Source organism: Aquimarina agarivorans (assembly GCF_000218485.1).
Classification (GTDB): Bacteria; Bacteroidota; Bacteroidia; order Flavobacteriales; family Flavobacteriaceae; genus Aquimarina; species Aquimarina agarivorans.
The window spans coordinates 36267-56096 of record NZ_AFPB01000179.1 but is presented as its reverse complement, the minus strand read 5'-3'; the positions used below and the strand labels follow the sequence as shown (position 1 = coordinate 56096).

At 34.1% G+C, this 19830-nt stretch carries 12 protein-coding genes and 1 pseudogene; 7 read left to right on the top strand and 6 right to left on the bottom strand.

Features of this window, described 5'->3' with window-relative positions; genetic code table 11:
* The first annotated feature begins 70 nt into the window (after positions 1-70).
* The 3 genes from GMC_RS0117340 (at position 71) to GMC_RS0117325 (ending at position 5447) form a co-directional block, all read left to right on the top strand.
* Positions 71-2746, top strand: a complete 2676-nt coding sequence (locus tag GMC_RS0117340) for an AsmA-like C-terminal region-containing protein (RefSeq protein WP_010523349.1) — start codon at positions 71-73, stop codon at positions 2744-2746.
* Positions 2747-2897: 151 nt separating this feature from the next.
* Positions 2898-4394 carry a T9SS type A sorting domain-containing protein gene (locus tag GMC_RS0117335; RefSeq protein WP_010523348.1) on the top strand — a complete coding sequence of 499 codons (1497 nt, stop codon included), beginning with the start codon at positions 2898-2900 and terminating at the stop codon, positions 4392-4394.
* 522 nt (positions 4395-4916) lie between these two features.
* Positions 4917-5447 carry a carboxymuconolactone decarboxylase family protein gene (locus tag GMC_RS0117325; RefSeq protein WP_010523347.1) on the top strand — a complete coding sequence of 177 codons (531 nt, stop codon included), beginning with the start codon at positions 4917-4919 and terminating at the stop codon, positions 5445-5447.
* Between the two features lie 108 nt (positions 5448-5555).
* Here the strand turns inward: GMC_RS0117325 and GMC_RS0117320 are convergent, their stop codons facing one another.
* From GMC_RS0117320 to GMC_RS0117300, 5 genes are all read right to left on the bottom strand, one after another.
* Positions 5556-6716: a proline dehydrogenase family protein gene (locus GMC_RS0117320; RefSeq protein WP_010523346.1), complete on the bottom strand. Its 1161-nt coding sequence runs from the start codon at positions 6714-6716 to the stop codon at positions 5556-5558.
* A gap of 277 nt (positions 6717-6993) precedes the next feature.
* On the bottom strand, positions 6994-8337 hold the full coding sequence (locus GMC_RS0117315; RefSeq protein WP_010523345.1) for a GntP family permease: 1344 nt from the start codon (positions 8335-8337) through the stop codon (positions 6994-6996).
* 2 nt (positions 8338-8339) lie between these two features.
* Positions 8340-8822: a gluconokinase gene (locus GMC_RS0117310; RefSeq protein ID WP_010523344.1), complete on the bottom strand. Its 483-nt coding sequence runs from the start codon at positions 8820-8822 to the stop codon at positions 8340-8342.
* A gap of 5 nt (positions 8823-8827) precedes the next feature.
* Positions 8828-11167, bottom strand: coding sequence for a glycoside hydrolase family 3 N-terminal domain-containing protein (locus GMC_RS0117305; RefSeq protein WP_010523343.1), 2340 nt, complete (start codon positions 11165-11167; stop codon positions 8828-8830).
* 194 nt (positions 11168-11361) lie between these two features.
* Positions 11362-12453 carry a DNA topoisomerase IB gene (locus GMC_RS0117300; RefSeq protein WP_010523342.1) on the bottom strand — a complete coding sequence of 364 codons (1092 nt, stop codon included), beginning with the start codon at positions 12451-12453 and terminating at the stop codon, positions 11362-11364.
* A 414-nt stretch (positions 12454-12867) separates the two neighbouring features.
* On the opposite strand from GMC_RS0117300, the gene katG reads away from it, so the two are divergent.
* Positions 12868-15162 (top strand): catalase/peroxidase HPI, encoded by a 2295-nt coding sequence (gene katG, locus GMC_RS0117295; protein WP_010523341.1) that lies wholly within the window; start codon positions 12868-12870, stop codon positions 15160-15162.
* Between the two features lie 337 nt (positions 15163-15499).
* On the opposite strand, the gene GMC_RS0117290 is transcribed toward katG, so the two are convergent.
* Entirely contained in the window at positions 15500-16933 is a 1434-nt protein-coding gene (locus GMC_RS0117290) for a spondin domain-containing protein (protein ID WP_010523340.1), read from the bottom strand.
* 583 nt (positions 16934-17516) lie between these two features.
* Here GMC_RS0117290 and GMC_RS22620 point away from each other — a divergent pair.
* The 3 genes and pseudogenes from GMC_RS22620 (at position 17517) to GMC_RS0117275 (ending at position 19804) form a co-directional block, all read left to right on the top strand.
* On the top strand, positions 17517-18332 hold the full coding sequence (locus GMC_RS22620) for a DUF3179 domain-containing (seleno)protein (RefSeq protein WP_010523339.1): 816 nt from the start codon (positions 17517-17519) through the stop codon (positions 18330-18332).
* 100 nt (positions 18333-18432) lie between these two features.
* Positions 18433-18918, top strand: a pseudogene (locus GMC_RS22615) (DUF3179 domain-containing (seleno)protein); the annotation flags it as partial.
* A 7-nt stretch (positions 18919-18925) separates the two neighbouring features.
* The gene (locus GMC_RS0117275; RefSeq protein ID WP_138940668.1) at positions 18926-19804 is read left to right on the top strand and encodes an alpha/beta fold hydrolase; all 879 of its coding nucleotides are present in this window, start codon (positions 18926-18928) and stop codon (positions 19802-19804) included.
* The last annotated feature ends 26 nt before the right edge of the window (positions 19805-19830 follow it).

Sequence of the window (19830 nt, the reverse complement as noted above, 5' to 3'; positions counted from 1 at the left end):
TTTTTTTATGGTTTGAGAAATTTTTGTGTTTTTAAACCGTCTTTATGTAATATTTAACTACCCTTTTATAATGAAAATCTTTTTTAAAATAGTTGGAGCCTTAGTCATTTTAATTATTGCCACTCTGGTTGCTATTCCTTTTTTACTGGAAAAAAATATTGATAAACTAGTCCGTAATTTTACTCAAAATCAAGTAAATGCAACTATTGATTACTCGGACATTGATTTAAGTTTAATTAAAAGTTTTCCTAGCGCTCAACTTCAGCTTGAAAATTTTAAAATTATAAACAGCGCTCCTTTTGAAAATGACACTTTAGTATACGCTAAAAAAATTGTGGGTAAACTATCAATTATTCAATTAATTAAAGGATTGGACAAAGGGGTTAGTATTGATAAAATTGCTATTGATGAGGCGCGAGTTAATGTGCTGATTAATAAAGATGGTAAAGCTAATTACGACATTACCATTGATAAAGAAACCACCGATAATGAAAAAACTAGCGAAACAGCTTCAAATTTTAAATTGAATTTGAATTACGAAATTAATGATAGCCATATTACCTACAAGGATGAAACCTCAAAAACATATGTAGACATCCTTCATTTAACCCACACTGGTAAGGGAGACGTTTCCGAAATAATAACGGATTTGGATACTAAAACGGACATGAAAATGTCATTTGCCATGGGCGGTATGACTTACACCAAGGAAATGCCAATACACTTAAATGCATTAATTGCTGTGGATCAAAATCAAAACAAATACGCTTTTAAAGAAAACGAAGCTTTAATTAACCAAATCCCTTTGGAATTTAATGGACATGTGCAACTGTTGGAAAAAGCAACGGACATTGACATTTCTTTTACTTCAAAAAAAGCCTCATTTAAGGATTTATTGGCTTCAATTCCTAGTGCTTACAAAAAAGATATTAAAGGAGTAAAAGCAAACGGTAAATTTGATTTACATGGCACCATAAAAGGACAAAGTACCGATAACCTTATCCCAAAACTAGATATTACACTCCGTACTGAAAACGCAAACTTCAAATACCCTGACTTACCTAAAGGCATTGACGCCATTACTCTGATTGCGGACATCAAAAATGATACTGGATTATCCAAAGACACCCATATTGATATTCATAGTTTTAAAATGAAAATTGATGAAGATAAATTCTCAGCCAATGGAAAACTAAGTAACGTGGCTGAAAATTTAAAAGTATACTTAAAAGCGAACGGTATTGTCAATTTAGCCAATTTAAATAAAGCTTATCCTGTTCAGTTGGATACTGATTTGGCTGGAATTATAAATGCTAATGTGACTACTAATTTTGATATGGCTTCTATTGAAAAGGAAAAATACGACAATATTAAAAGTACGGGTACAGTAAGTTTATCTGATTTTTTATTCGCTTCTGCAGAAATGCCACACCCGATAAAAATAGGTACTGCAAAAGTTGACTTTCAACCTACAATTGTAAAACTTAAGCAGTTTACAATGAATACTGGCGATTCTGATTTAAGTGCTACTGGTACACTTGAAAATGTAATCCCTTTTGTGTTTTCAGACAAAGTACTGAAAGGTGATTTTGAATTAAATTCCAACACTTTTAAAGTGAGTGATTTTATGGTTGCTGAAACAACGGACACCAAAAAAGATCAAGAAAACACGCCTGAAACTAACGAAGATACCCAAGCTCAGGGTGCAATACCTCCTTTTTTAGATATTACTTCTCGTTTTAAAGCAGCTACTGTTTTTTACGATAATTTGGAATTAAAAAATACTACAGGACTACTTGCTATAAAAGACCAAAAAGCCATTCTTAAAGATATTAATACTGATATTTTTGGAGGAAGCATTGGTTTTTCAGGCTACGTTTCCACTGCCGAAAAAGCACCTGTGTTTGACATGGAGCTAGATATGAAAAAACTAAGTTTGGCAGAATCATTTAAAAGTTTGGAAATGCTAAAAAAAATGACCCCTATTGCTTCTGCGCTTAACGGAGTATTTTCAACAAAACTGAAACTCAACGGAAAACTAAAAGATGATTTTTCGCCTGTATTATCCTCTTTAAAAGGTAACGCACTAGCCAATATATTAGATGCCAAGGTGGATCCTGAAAAAAATAAATTGTTGAGTCAACTAAATCAGCGTACTGATTTTATTAATTTGGATAAGTTGAATGTAAAAGACTTAAAGGCCAATTTTAATTTTGAGGATGGTAAAGTAAACGTTAAGCCCTTCGATTTTAATTTGACCAAAGATATTAAAGTAACTGCCGCCGGAGCCCATAGTTTTGATGCTGGTTTGGACTATAACTTAACAATGGACTTACCTGCCAAGTATTTAGGCGCTTCTGCCTCTGGTTTGTTGTCCAAATTGACAGCTTCGGATCAAGAAAATATGAAAGTCCCTGTTCCTATTTCATTAGGAGGCACCTTTACAAGTCCTAAAATTGGTCTGGACATGAAAGGAGCAATTTCCAATTTAACGCAACAGGTGGTAGCCAACCAAAAGCAGCAATTAAAGGAAAAAGCAACGACTAAGGTCAAGGAAGAAGTTTCTAAACAATTATCCAAAAAAGTTTCAGGGAAAGCTAAAGATGTTTTAGGTGGTTTATTGGGCGAGAAAAAGGATACTAAAGCGGTAGATTCTTCAAACACAAAAAAAGAAACGAAAAAAACTGAAGATAAAGTGAAAGATGCAGCAGGAAAGTTATTAAATGGGTTGTTTAAAAAGAAATAATACTTCATACAAAAATACAATTAACTATTTTTGGTTTTTAAACTAATTTTTTAAATCATTCATCGTTTTTATATTGTTTGTCTAATAATTTAACATTAAAAAGTGTTGATTTTCATTATCTTGCTACATGCAACTAATTTAAATCAACTTTATGAAATTTTTAATTTCGGCGTTGTGCTTCATGTTTTGCTTGAACATGTGGACGCAGCCCGCTGGTGAAAACCCAGCTAATTGGACGCGGGTAAATTCTTTATCCGATGAATTTTCAGGTAATTCCCTTAATCAGAACAAATGGACTTATGGTCACCCTTGGTGGCGTGGAAGATCCCCTGCCATTTTTGGGCAAGGTGCTAATGCTTTTGTAAGTAATAATCGATTGGTAATTAGAGCCACTTGGGTAGGTGGGAATCGTGATTATATGCGATCTGGTGCTATCCGCAGTAAAAATAGAACAATGGCCGTTGGCATGTATTCCGAATGTTCCTATAAAGCAAATAGCTTAAATATGGGGTCCAACTTTTGGTTTGCTCACAATGAAAGGGACAACCAAAACAGGGAAGATGAAATTGATGTACAAGAGGCTTTTGCCACACAGGCTCCAAGAACAATGAATACCAACGTACATAATCCACAACCAAATTTTACTAATGACCAACCTCAACCCAATAAGTTTAGCATAAACGGTCCTGATATTGACAAAGGATTTCACAGATATGGTGTTTGGATTGTTAATAACAGAACACTTCGCTTCTATTTAGATGGCGTATTTAAAAAACAGGTAACCACTAACAGCACTATTGAACCTTTATGGATGATTATCAATTCCGAAACTTACAATTGGATGTCACCACCCACTCAAAGTCAAGTAAATGACGGCTCTAAACGCGATATGCTGGTTGATTATGTCCGTACTTGGAGAAAAACTGGAAACTCGTCTGGCGGAGGTGGCTCTGGAGGTGATTCTGGGAACAATGCTAGTGATGGTATTCCTTTAAACAAAATTATTTCATTACGAAAAACCGGAGGTGATCGCAAATTTGTTACTGGGGAAGGAAATGGAAGTCAATTACTTGCACGAGCATCATCTGTTCGTGGATGGGAAAAATTCAGAATAGAGAATCACCCTAAAGGTGGCATTGCTTTAAAAGCACTTTCAAACAACAAGTATGTACAAGTGCCTGATAAAAGCACCACTGCCTCAGTTAGAAATAGAGGCACATTTAAAGGGGATTGGGAACAGTTTGAATGGAAATCCAAAGGAAATGGTAGGGTTGCTTTTAAAAGCATACATTCAGGAAAATGGTTACAATCCGCATGGAATCAAAACAACGGAGTAGTTAGAGCCCGAGGCAACGCGGATCGCCGCTGGGAAACCTTTGAGTGGAAAATTGAAAGCGGACAAAAAATTCTTGATCAGAACGATCAATTGGTGAAAATAGCAATCAACCCAGTACAAGATCGGGTAATTATTGAAGGAACTTCTAACGTAAATATGCAGGTTTTTGATAGCACTGGGGCAGATGTTGGATTCAGTGTTAATAAAAATTCTGAAAATTCAATTTCCTTAAATTTAGATCAAAGTTTGCCTTCAGGTATCTATTTTGCAGTAACTTCTCAAGGCCAAACTTTAAAATTTGTAAAGGAATAACACTTTATAATTAAATTACTATTATTGGATACTAACCTAGGGTAAAATTTAACAAAATTAAAATAGCCTTTGCTATTTTAATTTTGTTTTAAAAATATTTGAATAGGACAAAATCTAATCAATTTATACCCGTTCTAATTTTAAATTACTCAAATAAAAATTTGAATTTTTTTTAGACAATAAAGAAAACATACGTGTAGCCTTAGCTACAATATTGTTTCATTTTGAAAAAAATAAAATGAGAAAGAACCATTTTGAATGAGTATTTTAATGTCGGAAACGGTATCAATGGTATGTATACCATTTTTATGCAAAACGCCCAAAAACATAAAACGACTTTTCAGCTTGAAAATTGAGATGTACTCAAATACATTATCAGATTTTTACGATACTAATTGCATTTTTGAAACCAACAGTTTGTTCTACATGCAGCGTATTATTCAAGTTAACAAAATTTTAACATCAATGCTTTGAAATTATTTAACCTATTTACAGACTTATAGATCATAACTTAAAAAAAAAATGTCAAAATTAATAATCCCAAAAAAAGGAGAAGTTTCTACAGCAAATCAAGCTATTTTCGATAATTTAGAAAAAGCCGTTGGTTTTGTTCCAAATATTTATGCTGCCATGGCTCATTCCGAAAATGGTTTGGGTAATTACTTGCAATATTCTGGAGGTAAAACTTCATTGTCAAACAAAGAAAAAGAAGTTGTTGATTTAGCTGTTAGTCAGGTAAACGGATGCCAATATTGTTTAGCTGCACATACGGCTATGGGTAAAATGAATGGTTTTAATGATACTGAGATCAAGGATTTTAGACAAGGAACTGCTGAGAATTCAAAATATAACGCTTTAGCTAAACTAGCTCAATCCATAGCTATCAACCGAGGCAAAGCTACTGACGCTGAAGTTGATTCATTTTACGAAGCTGGTTACACAAAAGAAAATTTAGTAGATTTAGTATTAGCTGTTGGAATTATTAGTACTACTAATTTTTTCCACAATTTGACTGATGTTGCTATTGACTTCCCTGTAGCACAGGAAATATAACATACTGATATACTTGAAAGAGTATAAAGTTGAAGATAGTATAGTGTTGATACTTTTCAATTTTCAACCTAAAAGGATCTTGATTATATTAAGATCCTTTGCTTTATTTTATTTGGTTTTTCTGCGCTTTAATTCCTGTGTTATCAATCGTAACTCCCTACTTGTCTGTCCTGAAATTGAAGTATTTTCCTGAGCACGACGAATTAAATAGGGCAACACATCTTTTACAGGACCATAAGGCACGTACTTAACTACATTGTACCCCTTAGCCGCTAGATTAAAACTAATATGATCACTCATTCCTAACAGTTGTGCAAAATAAATACGAGGATCATTCGGCAAAATGTGAGCATCGTTCATAAGTTCAGTAAGTAATATAGTACTGTACTCATTATGGGTACCGCAGCAAACAGCAACATGATCAATATGCGCAATGCAATAAGCTAATGCTTTATTAAAATCAGCATCACAATTGGTTTTATTATAATGAATTGGCGATGCGTATCCCAACAAATCAGCACGGTCATTTTCTTTTTCAACATAAGCTCCCCTTACAAGTTTTACACCTACACAAAAGTTTTCAACAGTCCCTATTTCAATAAGCGTTTTTAAATTTTGTAGCATATCCTTTCGATATAATTGTATCGTGTTATATACTGTTGCATTTTTTGTATTAAACAGTTTCATCATTTCCAATACTATAACATCAATGGCATTTTGAATCCAACTCTCTTCTGCATCAAAAAATATAGGAATACCTGCTTCATTTGCTGCTTGGCATAATTTTTTAATTTGTTGAATGGCATTTGTATAATCTACTTCCTCTTCTTCGGTCAACTTATCATTGGTATTCATCTTAACTAAAATAGGAACACTTATAAAGCCAGTCATTTTAAAGACTACAAAAGGAATATTTATGTCATTTTTCGCTTTTTCTATTAATAAAAAAGCCTCGTCAAACGTATTTTGATAATTTTCGGATTGGTGCTCTACAGAGTAATCAAGTATTGTTTTTACATTATGCTGTGCAAGCTTTTCAATAGTAACGTTACAATCCTGCATTGTTTCTCCTCCGCAAAAATGCTTAAAAATAGTATGTTTTACTATAGGAATAGGAAACTTCAATGGCAAAAATACTTTTAACAATATTGGACTAATGCCAGTCAACCATTTCCATCCAATAAGTTTAAAAAGCCAGTAAGCCCTTTGTAATTCGGTATTGCTTTTTGATTGAAAAGTAACCTCAGTGTTATTAAAATTCAACTCCATAAAGTCAATTTAACTTTTAACCCATAAATAAAAATAAATTTAAAACTATTTAGTGTTAAAAAAATTAAAATTTACAACTTATTTTAAGTTAAACCACTTGAATTGTTAGCTTCATAAAATATCATACTTAAATCAGACAACTAATTAATTTTGAAGGCAAATAATATTAATATAAAAGTAAAGACTGCTGTCATTTGAAAAAATCAAAACTATTTTTTCATTCATATTTTTACTTATAAGAGGCTTGATTTTTTGATTTTAATAAATGAATAGGGTATTACGAAACAAGAGAAATTATTCCCACAGTAATAAAACCTACTAAACTCAAAATTGTAGTCATTACTGTCCAGCTCTTAAAAGTTTCCTTTTCATTTAATCCCAAATAGTTGCTTACCAACCAAAAACCACTATCATTCACATGAGATAAAATTGACGCTCCCGATGCAATGGCTATTACCAAAAGTGCTTTATCAATTTCGCTTACGTGAGCAGTAAGCAAGGGTGCTGTAATGCCCGCAGCAGTTATCATAGCAACAGTAGCTGAACCTTGAAGGATACGCACCAATGCAGCTGCAATAAATGCAATAACAATCATACTAATTCCTGCACTAGCAAAATAATTTGCTAGCATTTCGCCAGCACCTGTATTTACTAACATTTGCTTAAAGACACCTCCAGCACCCGTAAGTAAAATTATAATACCCGCTGTAGACATTGATTTTGTAGTAATTTTTAGTAACGTTTCTTTAGCTACACCACGTCTGATTCCTAATAAATACAGCGCAATTATATTAGCCAACAGTAATGCCAAAAACGGATGCCCAATCATTTGCAACCATTTTTTTGCATTTTCAGATATAGCCGATGCTGCAACTAAGCTACTGTTCAGCACGGTATTTAACACAATGAGTACTATAGGAACACCTATGATAGCCAAAATTAATCCCACCGCTGGGTAAGATGTAGTATTCAATGGTGGTGCCGTTAATTTAGGAGCTTTAACATGAATTTTAGCACTTATAAATCTAGCAAACACTGGACCGCTTAAAACAGCCGATGGAATACCTGCTATAAATCCAAATAAAATAACCCAACCCAAATCTGCCTTTAAAATATCGGCCACAGCCACGGGTCCAGGTGTAGGTGGAATGAAAGAATGGGTAATCGCTAAACCTGCCAATAATGGGATAGCATATAATAATAGTGATTTTTTTGTTTTTCGTTGTAATGAATACACCAAAGGCACAAGAATTATAAAGGCAACGTCAAAAAATACAGGAATAGCTACAAAAAAACCAGTCAGCATTAATGCCCAAGATGCATTTTTAGCTCCAAATTTATTTAAAAGATAGTTTGCTAAAGCTTCCGCGCCGCCAGAATGCTCTAATATTGCACCAAACATGGCTCCGAGTCCTACCACTATTGCTACAAAGCCTAAGGTGCTGCCCATTCCAGTTTGAATGGTTTCTATAATAATTAAAGGCTCCATTCCTGAAACTATACCAACAACGATACTAGTAATTAACAACCCAATAAATGCTTGTATTTTGAATTTTAAAATCAGCACTAATAAAATGATGATTCCTATAAATACAGCAAATAGTAAATGATAATCTAGCATGCTTAGTTTTTAAGTTCTTGCAGCAGCAAACCTACAATTTGTTTAGGAGTGTCCCTGACATCCACATGAATACCATACATCGGTGGCTCTAATGCATCAAACTGCGATTGCAATAATTCAGCATCCATAAAATGTCCTTTTCGGTTTTGTATCCTATCCTTTATAGTTTCAATACTTCCTTTTAAGTATACCCAATGAATTTGGTCTGTTTGCTCACTTAATATATTTCGGTAGCTTTCTTTTAAAGCCGAACAAGCTAAAACTGCGCCATCTTTTTCGCCCCACGTTTTCAACTTTTTAGCCAGTAATTGTAACCATGGCAACCTATCAGTATCATTTAATGCATTGCCACCCTTCATTTTATCAATATTGGATTGCGGATGAAAATCATCAGCATCGTAATAATTAATTTTTAGCTTTTCAGCCAATAGTTTAGCTATGGTTGATTTTCCACTTCCGCTAACACCAATTACAATAATTAGCATATTAGTTATTTTTGGACAAAAGATTTTTTTATACAAGATTGCGAACTACTCCCAACAAATATATTGAATTCACCCTTTTCCAATACGGGCTTAAGCGTATTGTTTACAAACATTAAATCATTAGCGTTCAAAGTAAATTTTACAATGGTTGATGCTCCTTTATCCAAATGAATATGTTTAAAACCTTTCAATTCTTTAACTGGTCGCGTTAAACTACCCACTACATCTTGTACATACAATTGAACAAGCTCCGCTCCTGCCCTATCACCAGTATTTGTTAAGGTTACGGAAACCTCTAAACTTTCATTTTTGGTAATACTTGTGGTTGAAATTTTAACATCAGAATATTTAAATGTAGTATATCCCAATCCGTAACCAAAAGGAAATTGAGGAGTAAAACCAACGTCTAAATAATGGGACGTATTACCTAAGGAACTTTGCCAAGCACCTACGGGAATACTATCCATTTGCACAAAGCTTTTTATACTTGGTGGTCTTCCTGTATTTTTATGATTGTAAAATAAGGGTAGTTGTCCTGAAGTTTTGGGCCAGGTAATAGGCAACCTTCCGCCTGGTTCATTTTTTCCCCAAAGCATTTCATAAATAGCTTCGCCCCCCATGGTTCCTGGATGCCAAGTCATTAATATAGCGTCCACCTGATCAATAACTTTTGTAAGTGTAATTGGGCGTCCAGCCATAATAACAAATACTATTGGCTTCCCCGTTTTTGCTAATGCTTTGATTAATGCTTCCTGCTGACCTGGTAAATTAATATGCGCCCTACTATGTGCTTCCCCTGACAAGATAGCTTCTTCTCCTCCAAAAAATAAAATAACATCGGAAGATTGAGCAGTTCTTAAAGCTTTATCAAAAGCTTTGGTTGACTGGTCTCTGCTGTAAGTGAGTGTTTCTGCAAAATTAAAATTAACTTTATTGTTTTTAAAAGCCTGTAATGGTGTTACTGAATAGGCCTGGTCACCATCAAAAGTCCAAGTCCCCAATTGCTCATGCGGTGCATTTGCTAACGGACCGATTACAGCTACTTTAGTTAGTTTATTTAAGGGAAGTAATCCCTGATTATTTTTAAGTAAGACACTACTCCGGATAGCTGCATTTTTAGCCAAATCCATATGCTCCTGACTGTAAAAATTCCCCGTATGTTTTTTTAAACGGTAAGGTTTTTCAAATAAATTTAGCCGAAATTTTACTCTAAGAATATTACTTACCAAAAAGTCTAGCTGAGTTTCTGTTATTTTTTTCTCTTTCAGCAACTGTTTGATATAATTTTCATAGGATTTACTGGTCATTTCCATATCCAATCCTGCATTTATCCCCAATGCTGCCGCGTGCTTTTCATTTTCAGCATAGCTGTGGGCTATCATTTCAGTAATAGAATTCCAATCGCTTACTACAAAACCATGAAATCCAAGCTCCTTACGTAATACTTCATTAAGCAACCACTTATTTCCTGAGGCAGGCACTCCATTAAGTTCATTAAACGAAGTCATTACTGTAGCGGCGCCTGCATCAATTGCCGCTTCAAAAGGTTTTAAATAAGTGTTACGCAATAACGGCTCGTGGATAATTGCTGTATTGTAATCCCGCCCGCCAATGGCAGCTCCATAGCCTATAAAATGTTTGGCACAGGCTGCTAAACTGGTAGACTTACTTAAATCATTATCCTGAAAACCTTCTACATAGGCTTTTGCTAATACCGAGGCTAAGTAAGGATCCTCTCCTGGAGATTCCGCAATACGCCCCCAACGGCTATCTTGCGTAATATCCAGCATAGGAGCAAAAGTCCAACGGATACCGTATGAAGAAGCTTCAATAGCAGAAACTCTTGCTGCTGCTTTGGCAGTTTCAGCATCCCAAGATGCTGCTAGTCCCAAAGGAATGGGGAATATCGTTTTAAAACCATGGATCACATCGCGTGCAAAAATCAATGGAATCCCCAAAGGACTTTCCTCTACCGCGATCCGTTGTAATTCATCTACATACGCCCTATTCATTACGTTTAAAAAGGCACCTATTTTTCCTTGTTTTACCTCTTTTTTTAATGCTTCTGGCAATAATTTTGTTCTACTCGAAGTTCCTCTTAACGAAAGTTGACCAACTTTTTGATCCAAAGTCATTTTTGCAATTAAGGCTTCAATTTTTAAATCAATAGCCCTGTTATCTTGAGCTTGAATACTATACGCCCCTAAAATTAAAAAAAAGATGATTGCATTTTTATAAAAAAATGGATATACAAAAACTGTAAAATAATCTGATGAAATGTAATTTACTTTATTCCTAATAAATTTGAATATTGAGTGTACCCGAGGTACATATAATTGTTGCATAGTATTAATGATTAGTATCCAAAAGATGATTTTGGGGACGAAATCATCTTTTGGATACTGGTATTTACCAATTACTAGGGTAGAATTTAGTAAAAAAAAAGGAATTGTCTGATAGCAAATAATATACAATCTTAAAAAAACCCAAACTTTTTAAATAACAACGCGTTAGGCTTAAAATAAGTATGAGAGCTACACTAAAACGATGTACTACTAAATTTGGGTTGATAATCCTTCAAAATGTTCAAAACTATTACTTCCGAAGGTGACATGTATTTTTTGCTCAAGGACTCCTCATTTAGTTTATTAACATGTTTTTGCAATTTTCCATCCTCGTATAACGAAGGCAAAATAGGGTGTACATAATATTTTTTACATACATTCCGAGTATTCCCTAGTTCCTTTGCCGTTTTATCATAAGCTTCCAAAATATTCTTATGAAGCTTTTTTTTCTTATCTGTAACTTTAAATGTAGCTAAAGATTCAAAAAACAATTGAGTAGCTGACCATGTTCTAAAATCCTTTGCTGTAAATGAGTTTCCCGTAATTTCTTGTAAATATTCATTCACCAAACCACTATCTATTGAATGTTTAGCTCCGTTTGCATCGTAATACTGAAATAATTCCCAACCAGGTATTTCTTCACATTTTAGTACTAATTTAATTAACTTTTTATTTTTTAGAGTTACTGCGTGTTTTTTACCTTTTTTTCCAACAAAATTAAATTTTAGCTTATCGTTATACAATTCCAAGTGCCTATTCCTTAAGGTAGAAAGTCCGTAAGTTTTATTTCTTTTTGCATATTGGTCATTTCCAATTCTAATATGGGTTTCTTCAAGCAATCTTATAATCAAAGCCAAAACTTTAGTTTTGGTCCACTTTTTCTGCTCTAAATCACGATCAACTTTGGCTCTAATTTTTGGTAAGTCTTTACCAAATTCCGTCATTCTGTAAAACTTGCCTTGATTTCGAACTTTGCTCCACAATGGATGATAACGGTATTGTTTTCGGTTTTTAGCATCACGACCAACCGCTTGTAAATGTCCATTTTCAATTTCAGAAATTAACACATTCTTCCACGCAGGTGGAATGACCAATTTAGTAATACGATCAACAGTTTTTTTTGATTTTATTAGGTGACTGTTATTGTAATAGCAAAAATTAGCACCTTTTTTCACCCTTTTTATACTAAGTTGTTTATCAGATACATAAAACAAGTCTAGCTTATCAATAACAAGTTCAGGGGTGCTATATAAAGATTTCCAAAATGCTGCAGTGAATTTTTCCATAATTATAAGCCTATGGGGTTATAAAAAATAATCTCGCCAGAAAACCAGCGAGATTAAAACCTAACTAACAATGTTTACAAATGTTATAGTTAAAACTATGCTATTCATAACCTAATACAATCTTGGTTCAAATGTATTGTATGAATTTATTTAAAACGTTCTCAAAAAGAATATATAAGTGCCTTTTTAAATTATAAATGAAATGTAAACCATTAGATGCTAATTGTGAAACAATCACATTTCTATAAACGCTACACTCTAAAAACAAATAAGTTAAAGCAAAAAAGTGTTGAATAAATTTACTAACTTCATTAGCACTTTTTATTTAACTATAAGACATATCGATTACTTTCAATAAAATTAATAAGTAATCTGCATAGATTTGCATATAACAATTACTAAATATTGGGAAACATGAGAAAAATATTGCTAGCAACTTTAGCCACAGCAACGCTACTAAGCTGTGGAAATCAAAGTTCAACTGAACAAATTGCTGAAAATAGCGAAACTCCAAAAAAAGGCGGCTGTCCTTTTCATTTTGGATCAAAGGGAAAATCAGCAGGATTAACCGTTACAAATAATGGAAAAACCAACAGAGAATGGTACCCAAACCAACTTAATTTAAATGTTTTAAGGCAACATTCCGAATTATCTGACCCTATGGGTAAAGAATTTGACTATGCGGAAAGATTTAAGCAATTAGATTATAAAGCGCTAAAAGACGACCTTACAAAATTAATGACTGATTCCCAGGATTGGTGGCCAGCTGATTACGGACATTATGGTGGTTTTTTTATACGAATGGCATGGCACAGTGCTGGGACGTATAGAACTGGTGATGGACGTGGAGGATCGCGCGAAGGACAGCAACGTTTTGCTCCCTTAAACAGTTGGGCTGACAATGCTAACTTAGATAAAGCTAGACGATTGTTATGGCCAATAAAACAAAAATACGGAAGCAAAATATCATGGGCTGATTTGATGATTTTAACCGGAAATGTAGCTTACGAGTCTATGGGCTTTAAAACACTTGGTTTTGCTGGTGGGCGTAAAGATGTTTGGGAACCTGCCACTAATGTGTATTGGGGTAAAGAAACGGAAATGCTTGCAGATGAACGTTATACTGGTGATCGCGAACTAGAACAACCACTAGCTGCTGTCCAAATGGGCTTAATTTATGTAAATCCTGAAGGACCAAACGGAAAACCAGATCCTATATTAGCCGCTAAAGACATTAGAGAAACTTTTGGCCGAATGGGTATGAATGATGAGGAAACTGTTGCTCTTATTGCAGGGGGACATACCGTTGGTAAAGCGCACGGTGCTGCAGGTGGTGACCACTTGGGTAAAGCTCCTGAAGCAGCTCCAATTGAAGAGCAAGGCTTGGGGTGGAAAAACAATTATAAATCCGGAAAAGCGGAGCATACCGTAACTTCAGGTTTAGAGGTTATTTGGACAAAAACACCAAACAAGTGGAGTCAAGGATTTTTTAAAAGTTTGTTTGAAAGAGAATGGGAATTAACTAAAAGTCCTGGTGGCGCCCACCAATGGGTCGCTAAAGATACCGATAAAATTTATCCAGACGCTTTTGACAAAGATAAATTTCATGTTCCTACAATGCTTACTACAGACCTTTCATTACGAATGGATCCTGTATACGAAAAAATTTCACGTCGCTTTTATGACAATCCAGAAAGTTTTAATGAAGCCTTTGCTAAAGCTTGGTTTAAATTAACACACCGTGATATGGGGCCAAAAAGCACCTATTTAGGTCCTGAAATTCCAAAAGAAGAATTTATTTGGCAAGATCCACTCCCAAAAGTAGATCATGCATTAGTTAGCAAAGGTGATATTGCTAAATTAAAGTCAAAAATAGCTAATTCGGGATTATCTGCTAGTGAGTTAATTAGTACTGCATGGGCTTCGGCTTCTACCTTCCGATACTCAGATAATAAAGGAGGAGCAAATGGATCGCGTTTACGTTTGCAACCTCAAGTAAATTGGAAAGCAAATAATCCCGATCAATTAAATAAAGTATTAAGCAAGCTTGAAGAAATTCAAAAAGATTTCAATACTACATCGGGGAATAAAAAAATATCAATGGCTGATTTGATTGTTTTGGCAGGAAATACTGCTGTAGAAGAGGCGGCTAAAAAGGCAAATGTTACTTTAAAAATACCTTTTACTCCTGGTAGAACTGATGCAACACAAGCGCAAACTGATCCAAAATCTATGGCTGTTTTAGAACCAATGGCTGATGGATTCCGTAATTATAAGAAAACAGCGTATACCTTATCCACTGAAGAATTATTAGTAGACAAAGCACAATTAATGACACTAACTGCTCCTGAAATGACCGTTCTAGTTGGGGGAATGCGTGTTCTAGATACAAATTTTGACAATTCAAAGCATGGCGTGTTTACCAAACAACCAGGTGTATTAACTAATGACTTTTTTGTAAACCTTTTAGATATGGATACCAAGTGGAAAGCTACTTCGGACGAAAAAGAAATATTTGAAGGCACTGATAGAAAAACTGGAGCTGTAAAATGGACTGCAACGCGTGCTGATCTTATTTTTGGTTCAAACTCTGAATTAAGAGCTTTGGCTGAAGTATATGCCAGTAACGATTACAAAACCAAATTTGCTAATGATTTTGCAAATGCATGGCATAAAGTAATGACTTTAGATCGTTTTGACTTGAAATAATAGAACAAACCGTTTATGCAAACTAAAAAAATTAATACAAAACGCACCCGTTCTGCTTTTAAATTGCTCAAATTAAGCTTCGGTTTTATTTGTTTGCACTAGAAGGAAAAAATAGGCATAGCTTTGTGTTGTTATGACGTAAATATGAATAAAAAAAAGGTAGGTTTAGCTTCGGTACTTTTTTATTTCTAAGTATCAAATGAAAAAGAACAAATCTGAATGGTTAAATTTAATGTCGGAAACGATATTAATATAAGAAGCGTCATACTTACAAAAATAAAAAAGGCTACCTTTTTGGTAGCCTCTTATTTATTCAAACTAGTAACTTAAAATTATATTACCTTGGCGTAATATCAACTTCAATAAAGTTATATCCTCCTCTTGGGTCGCCATTCCATGTTACTCCGGCTCCTCCGCCAATTACTACATCTTTACCAAACTGACCGTCCATAATCATTGGTACACGTCTTACCGTTGTATCTGCATCGGCTGGACCTTCATTTGGTCCCATTTGAATAGATGCCTGATAATTTCCAGCACCAATAGGTTGATCAGCTTCAGTACCTGCATCATATAAATACGTTTTGGTACCTGCATTGCTATAAGTCATTGGATTTCCTTCCTCGTCAAATAAAGCCAAACCAGCCGTATTATGACTAATAAACCAATCATTTGATGGCACTAACATCGTCAATAAACTAAACTTATAATCTTTATTTGTAGGCACTTCGATTGTAAATGTAAATTCTTGTCCTGGTCCTATTGGCATTTCTTCATTACTAGCTGCCACAGGAATGTTAAGTTCATCTTTAATGTAATTATAAGCCACACTTCTGTTTCCATCTTCTGCCAATTCTTCAAGACCACTATTTACTACAGCAGCTTCACCTTGAGTAAAAAATGGATCCTTAGCTCCCTCTTTCCCATCAAAAGCATAAATTAATGCAGGTGAAAATTTTACTAAAGAAGCTGACATTCTTAAAAAAGCACCTTCTGTAGTACCTTCTTCTTTAAACCAGTCGTATAATTTTTTTGGCATTCCGCCTTCAGCTATTTCCTTTAAACCGAACCCTCTATCTGGTTCTCCTACACTAAATAAAGCAGCTTTTTGAGCGTGTAAAACTATTAATCCAGGAGTTAATATAATTGGCTTTGCAGCTTCATTACCCACTACATTAATTAATTTAAGAGTAAAAGTTTTTGTTGTTGAATTCCAAGCTAAATCTACTTTTAAATAAGGAGTCACATCTTCTTTAACTACTCTTACGCTAGTATCTGCATCAGGCTCGCCCTCAGTTTGACCATTAGGAGCAGTGGCAATAAACTCTGGATCTTCATTTTCAGTTCCTGAATCCCACAAATAAATCTGGCTTGTTACATCACCAGTTACAGGAGCTCCTGAATCATCAAATAATTTAATCCCTGATTCTTTTGGAGCAAAAAACCAATCGTTGGTGGCAGCTTGCATTGTTGCAAAGCTTAAATAAGTCCCTGGCGCCGCTTTAAAATCAATTTCATAATACGCATCTTTAGCCGCTGCCGGACCTGGTTCAGCTGCTCCAACTGGCGTGTTAAATACTTTAGTGTTTAAAATATTTACTGTGTTACGAATAGTAACATCAAATGTGGTGGTTGCTATCTCTGCCACATCATCCATTACTTCTCCAGAAGGTGCTTCTGGATTTTCTGCAACAGCAATATCGTCATCCTGGCAAGATAGTATTGCTAGCATACCCGCTAAAACTAATACCTTTTTTACTAAATTTTTCATATTTAATTTTTCTGATTAATGGTACAATTTTAGTGTACAGCTCAAGCTTGATAAAATGAAATAAACTGAAATTGGAAATTTGAACTTTAAAAATGAAAATCACAAATACTATAATGAGTATATCCGCCTAAAAGTGAATTTAAGCACTTAAAAGTGAATCAAAAAAACACCCTAAAACAAAACCTACACTTAAGTTTTACTGTGTTGCAGTTCAAAATGAGTACTCCTTTAAAAGGTACAGTACTATTTTTACTATTAATAACTGTTAGGCGTTAAATTTCTCATATAAATAGTTTGTTCTCACTTGATATTTTATTGTACCTGAAGCTAGGCTTATATTTTCTTTATCATCAAAAAAATATCTAATTATTATTCAAGTAATTTATAATCAGAACCAGTTTAATTTAACACCAATAGCTGTATTATTTTTGATGTAAGCTCTAAATCATTATTGTTATAATGGCTGAAATTTTTTTATTAAATGATTTGTATTCAAACAAAAATTTAAATCATTTGCTTGAGCAACATAGTAGCTAAGTAATTATTCTTTTTAATTGCCGACTTATTTTAATAAAATAAGGTTATGAAAAATGCAGTAATTACTTTTCTTTTCGTTATTTCTTTGTCACTATATGGAAGTGAAATTCAACACCAAAATTTAGAAAGGAACTTTAACCTAACAAAAAAAGCCAAATTCGAATACTTTTTAGATTTATTTAAGCCTGCAAATACATTTGCACGTACGAATACTTTTAAACAAATCAGACATAACTGGCAGAGTAGCGATGAAATTTTACTTGTGGAAACGTTATACTTTATAGATAATAATAGGATTAGACAACAACTATTGCAAATCTTGAAAGAGCACACAAATTTAAACGCAAAAGCCTCTTACAATGATTGGTATATTGATATTTGGAACAGACCAGAGTGTTACAATTCAAATTATTTTACATTCAAAGCAAAATTACATAGCCTTATTGACCCCAAATTTTCAAAATACTTTTATAACAGGGCACAACTTACTAAAATTAGGCTAGATGAAGTACGTTGGGGTGGCGTAAAACAGGACGGCATTCCTCCGCTGAGAAATCCTAAGATGATATCTGCCGAAAAAGCCACTTATTTAAATAATAATGATATTGTTTTTGGTATTGAAATAAATGGAAAAGCAAATGCATACCCAAAACGAATTTTAGCTTGGCACGAACTTTTTACAGACACTATTGGCAACACTCCCGTTGCTGGCGTATACTGCACCTTGTGTGGAACTGTTATTTTGTACAAAACACTACACAAAGGCGTACAGTATCAACTTGGAACCAGCGACTTTTTATACCGTTCTAATAAATTAATGTATGATCAAAAAAAACACAATCGCTTTGGAGCACTACCTTAGGTAAACCAGTCATTGGATCATTAGTGAACAAAAATATTCAGTTAGCATACCTCAGCGTAGTGACCACTACACTACCTGGAGCGAATGAAAAAAAACACATCCAGACACAAAAGTACTTTCATTAAACACTGGTTATAAAAGAAATTATAATGATGGAATTGCTTACAAAAATTATTTTGCAACTGATGAGTTAATGTTTCCTGTACCTAAGCTAGACAAAAGATTACAAAAAAAAGATGAAGTTTTAGTCATTAAAACACCCACTGAAACAGATAAAATTATAGCTATTCATTCAAAGTTTTTACAGCGTAAAACAATTTATCATGACAGCATTAATCAAACCCCTTTTGTTATATTTACGGATAAAAAAGGAGGACATAGGGCCTATTATAATCAAAACATAAAGTTTAAAAAATTCAACTTTACTACTAATGAAGCTGTAGATATTAGTGGAAGACTTTGGGAATTACAAGAAAACTTTTTAAAACTTAAAAATACAGAAAAAACGCTTAAACGCCTGCATAGCTACAATGCTTTTTGGTTTGGATTACAAAGCCAATACCCTAATGTGAGACTTATAAAATGATACTATATTGAAATTAAAATCACTCACTTTTTTCGGCATCACTTCCCTTATACTTTTATTGAATTCATGCGCAGTATTGCAGTGGCGAGAAAATGATGATGAAATCAACGAACGGTTTAGCAATTATAAAATTCCCACAAATATTGACTATTTTGAAATTGACAGCTTAAATTTAAAAATACGCACCCAACATATAACGCAATCAAGTAATAACCTAAACATTATCTTTTTTCATGGATCTCCTAGTTCACTTTCAGCTTGGAATGGGTATTTAAAAGATAGTTTACTTATAAAAAAGGCGAATTTGCATGCGATTGATCGACCTGGATACGGGTATTCAAATTTTGGTAAGGAATTGCCCGAAATTGAACCTCAGGCTGAAGCAATGAATCAACTGATTGATTACTATCAATTAAAAAACGTGATTACTATTGGATCCAGTTATGGCGGTCCATTAGCCGCACGAGTTGCAGCAATAAATAATAATGTAAAAGGAGTTATTATGATTTCGCCCGCTATAGATCCTGATCAGGAAAAAGATGTATGGGGAGCGCACTTAACCCAATGGTGGTTAACACGTTGGCTGGTTCCCAGAGGGTATCGGGTTGCTGGGGATGAAAAAACAATTCATGCGGCAGAAATGAAAAAAATTACTAATGAATGGAACCGCGTGCAAATTCCTATTATTCATATTCATGGTAATGCTGACGATTTAGTGCCTTATACTAATGTAAATTATAGCTCAGAAAAATTTTCATCAATACAAATAGTAACTATACCAAACAAAGGACATGAAATTGCCTGGAAACATCCTGAATTAATTTTGCTATACATTTACCAAATGATTGACGGATTGCAACATAATGCAGTTCCTAAACATCCGTAATAAGTTTGACTGATAAAAATTCTAGG

Excerpts from the sequence above, each read along its gene's own strand:
- GMC_RS0117325 (WP_010523347.1), top strand. The coding sequence starts at position 4,917 with ATGTCAAAATTAATAATCCCAAAAAAAGGAGAAGTTTCTACAGCAAAT.
- GMC_RS22620 (WP_010523339.1), top strand. The coding sequence starts at position 17,517 with ATGAAAAATGCAGTAATTACTTTTCTTTTCGTTATTTCTTTGTCACTA.
- GMC_RS0117340 (WP_010523349.1), top strand. The coding sequence starts at position 71 with ATGAAAATCTTTTTTAAAATAGTTGGAGCCTTAGTCATTTTAATTATT.
- GMC_RS0117320 (WP_010523346.1), bottom strand. The coding sequence starts at position 6,716 with ATGGAGTTGAATTTTAATAACACTGAGGTTACTTTTCAATCAAAAAGC.
- GMC_RS0117305 (WP_010523343.1), bottom strand. The coding sequence starts at position 11,167 with ATGCAACAATTATATGTACCTCGGGTACACTCAATATTCAAATTTATT.
- GMC_RS0117310 (WP_010523344.1), bottom strand. The coding sequence starts at position 8,822 with ATGCTAATTATTGTAATTGGTGTTAGCGGAAGTGGAAAATCAACCATA.
- katG (WP_010523341.1), top strand. The coding sequence starts at position 12,868 with ATGAGAAAAATATTGCTAGCAACTTTAGCCACAGCAACGCTACTAAGC.
- GMC_RS0117290 (WP_010523340.1), bottom strand. The coding sequence starts at position 16,933 with ATGAAAAATTTAGTAAAAAAGGTATTAGTTTTAGCGGGTATGCTAGCA.
- GMC_RS0117300 (WP_010523342.1), bottom strand. The coding sequence starts at position 12,453 with ATGGAAAAATTCACTGCAGCATTTTGGAAATCTTTATATAGCACCCCT.
- GMC_RS0117315 (WP_010523345.1), bottom strand. The coding sequence starts at position 8,337 with ATGCTAGATTATCATTTACTATTTGCTGTATTTATAGGAATCATCATT.
- GMC_RS0117335 (WP_010523348.1), top strand. The coding sequence starts at position 2,898 with ATGAAATTTTTAATTTCGGCGTTGTGCTTCATGTTTTGCTTGAACATG.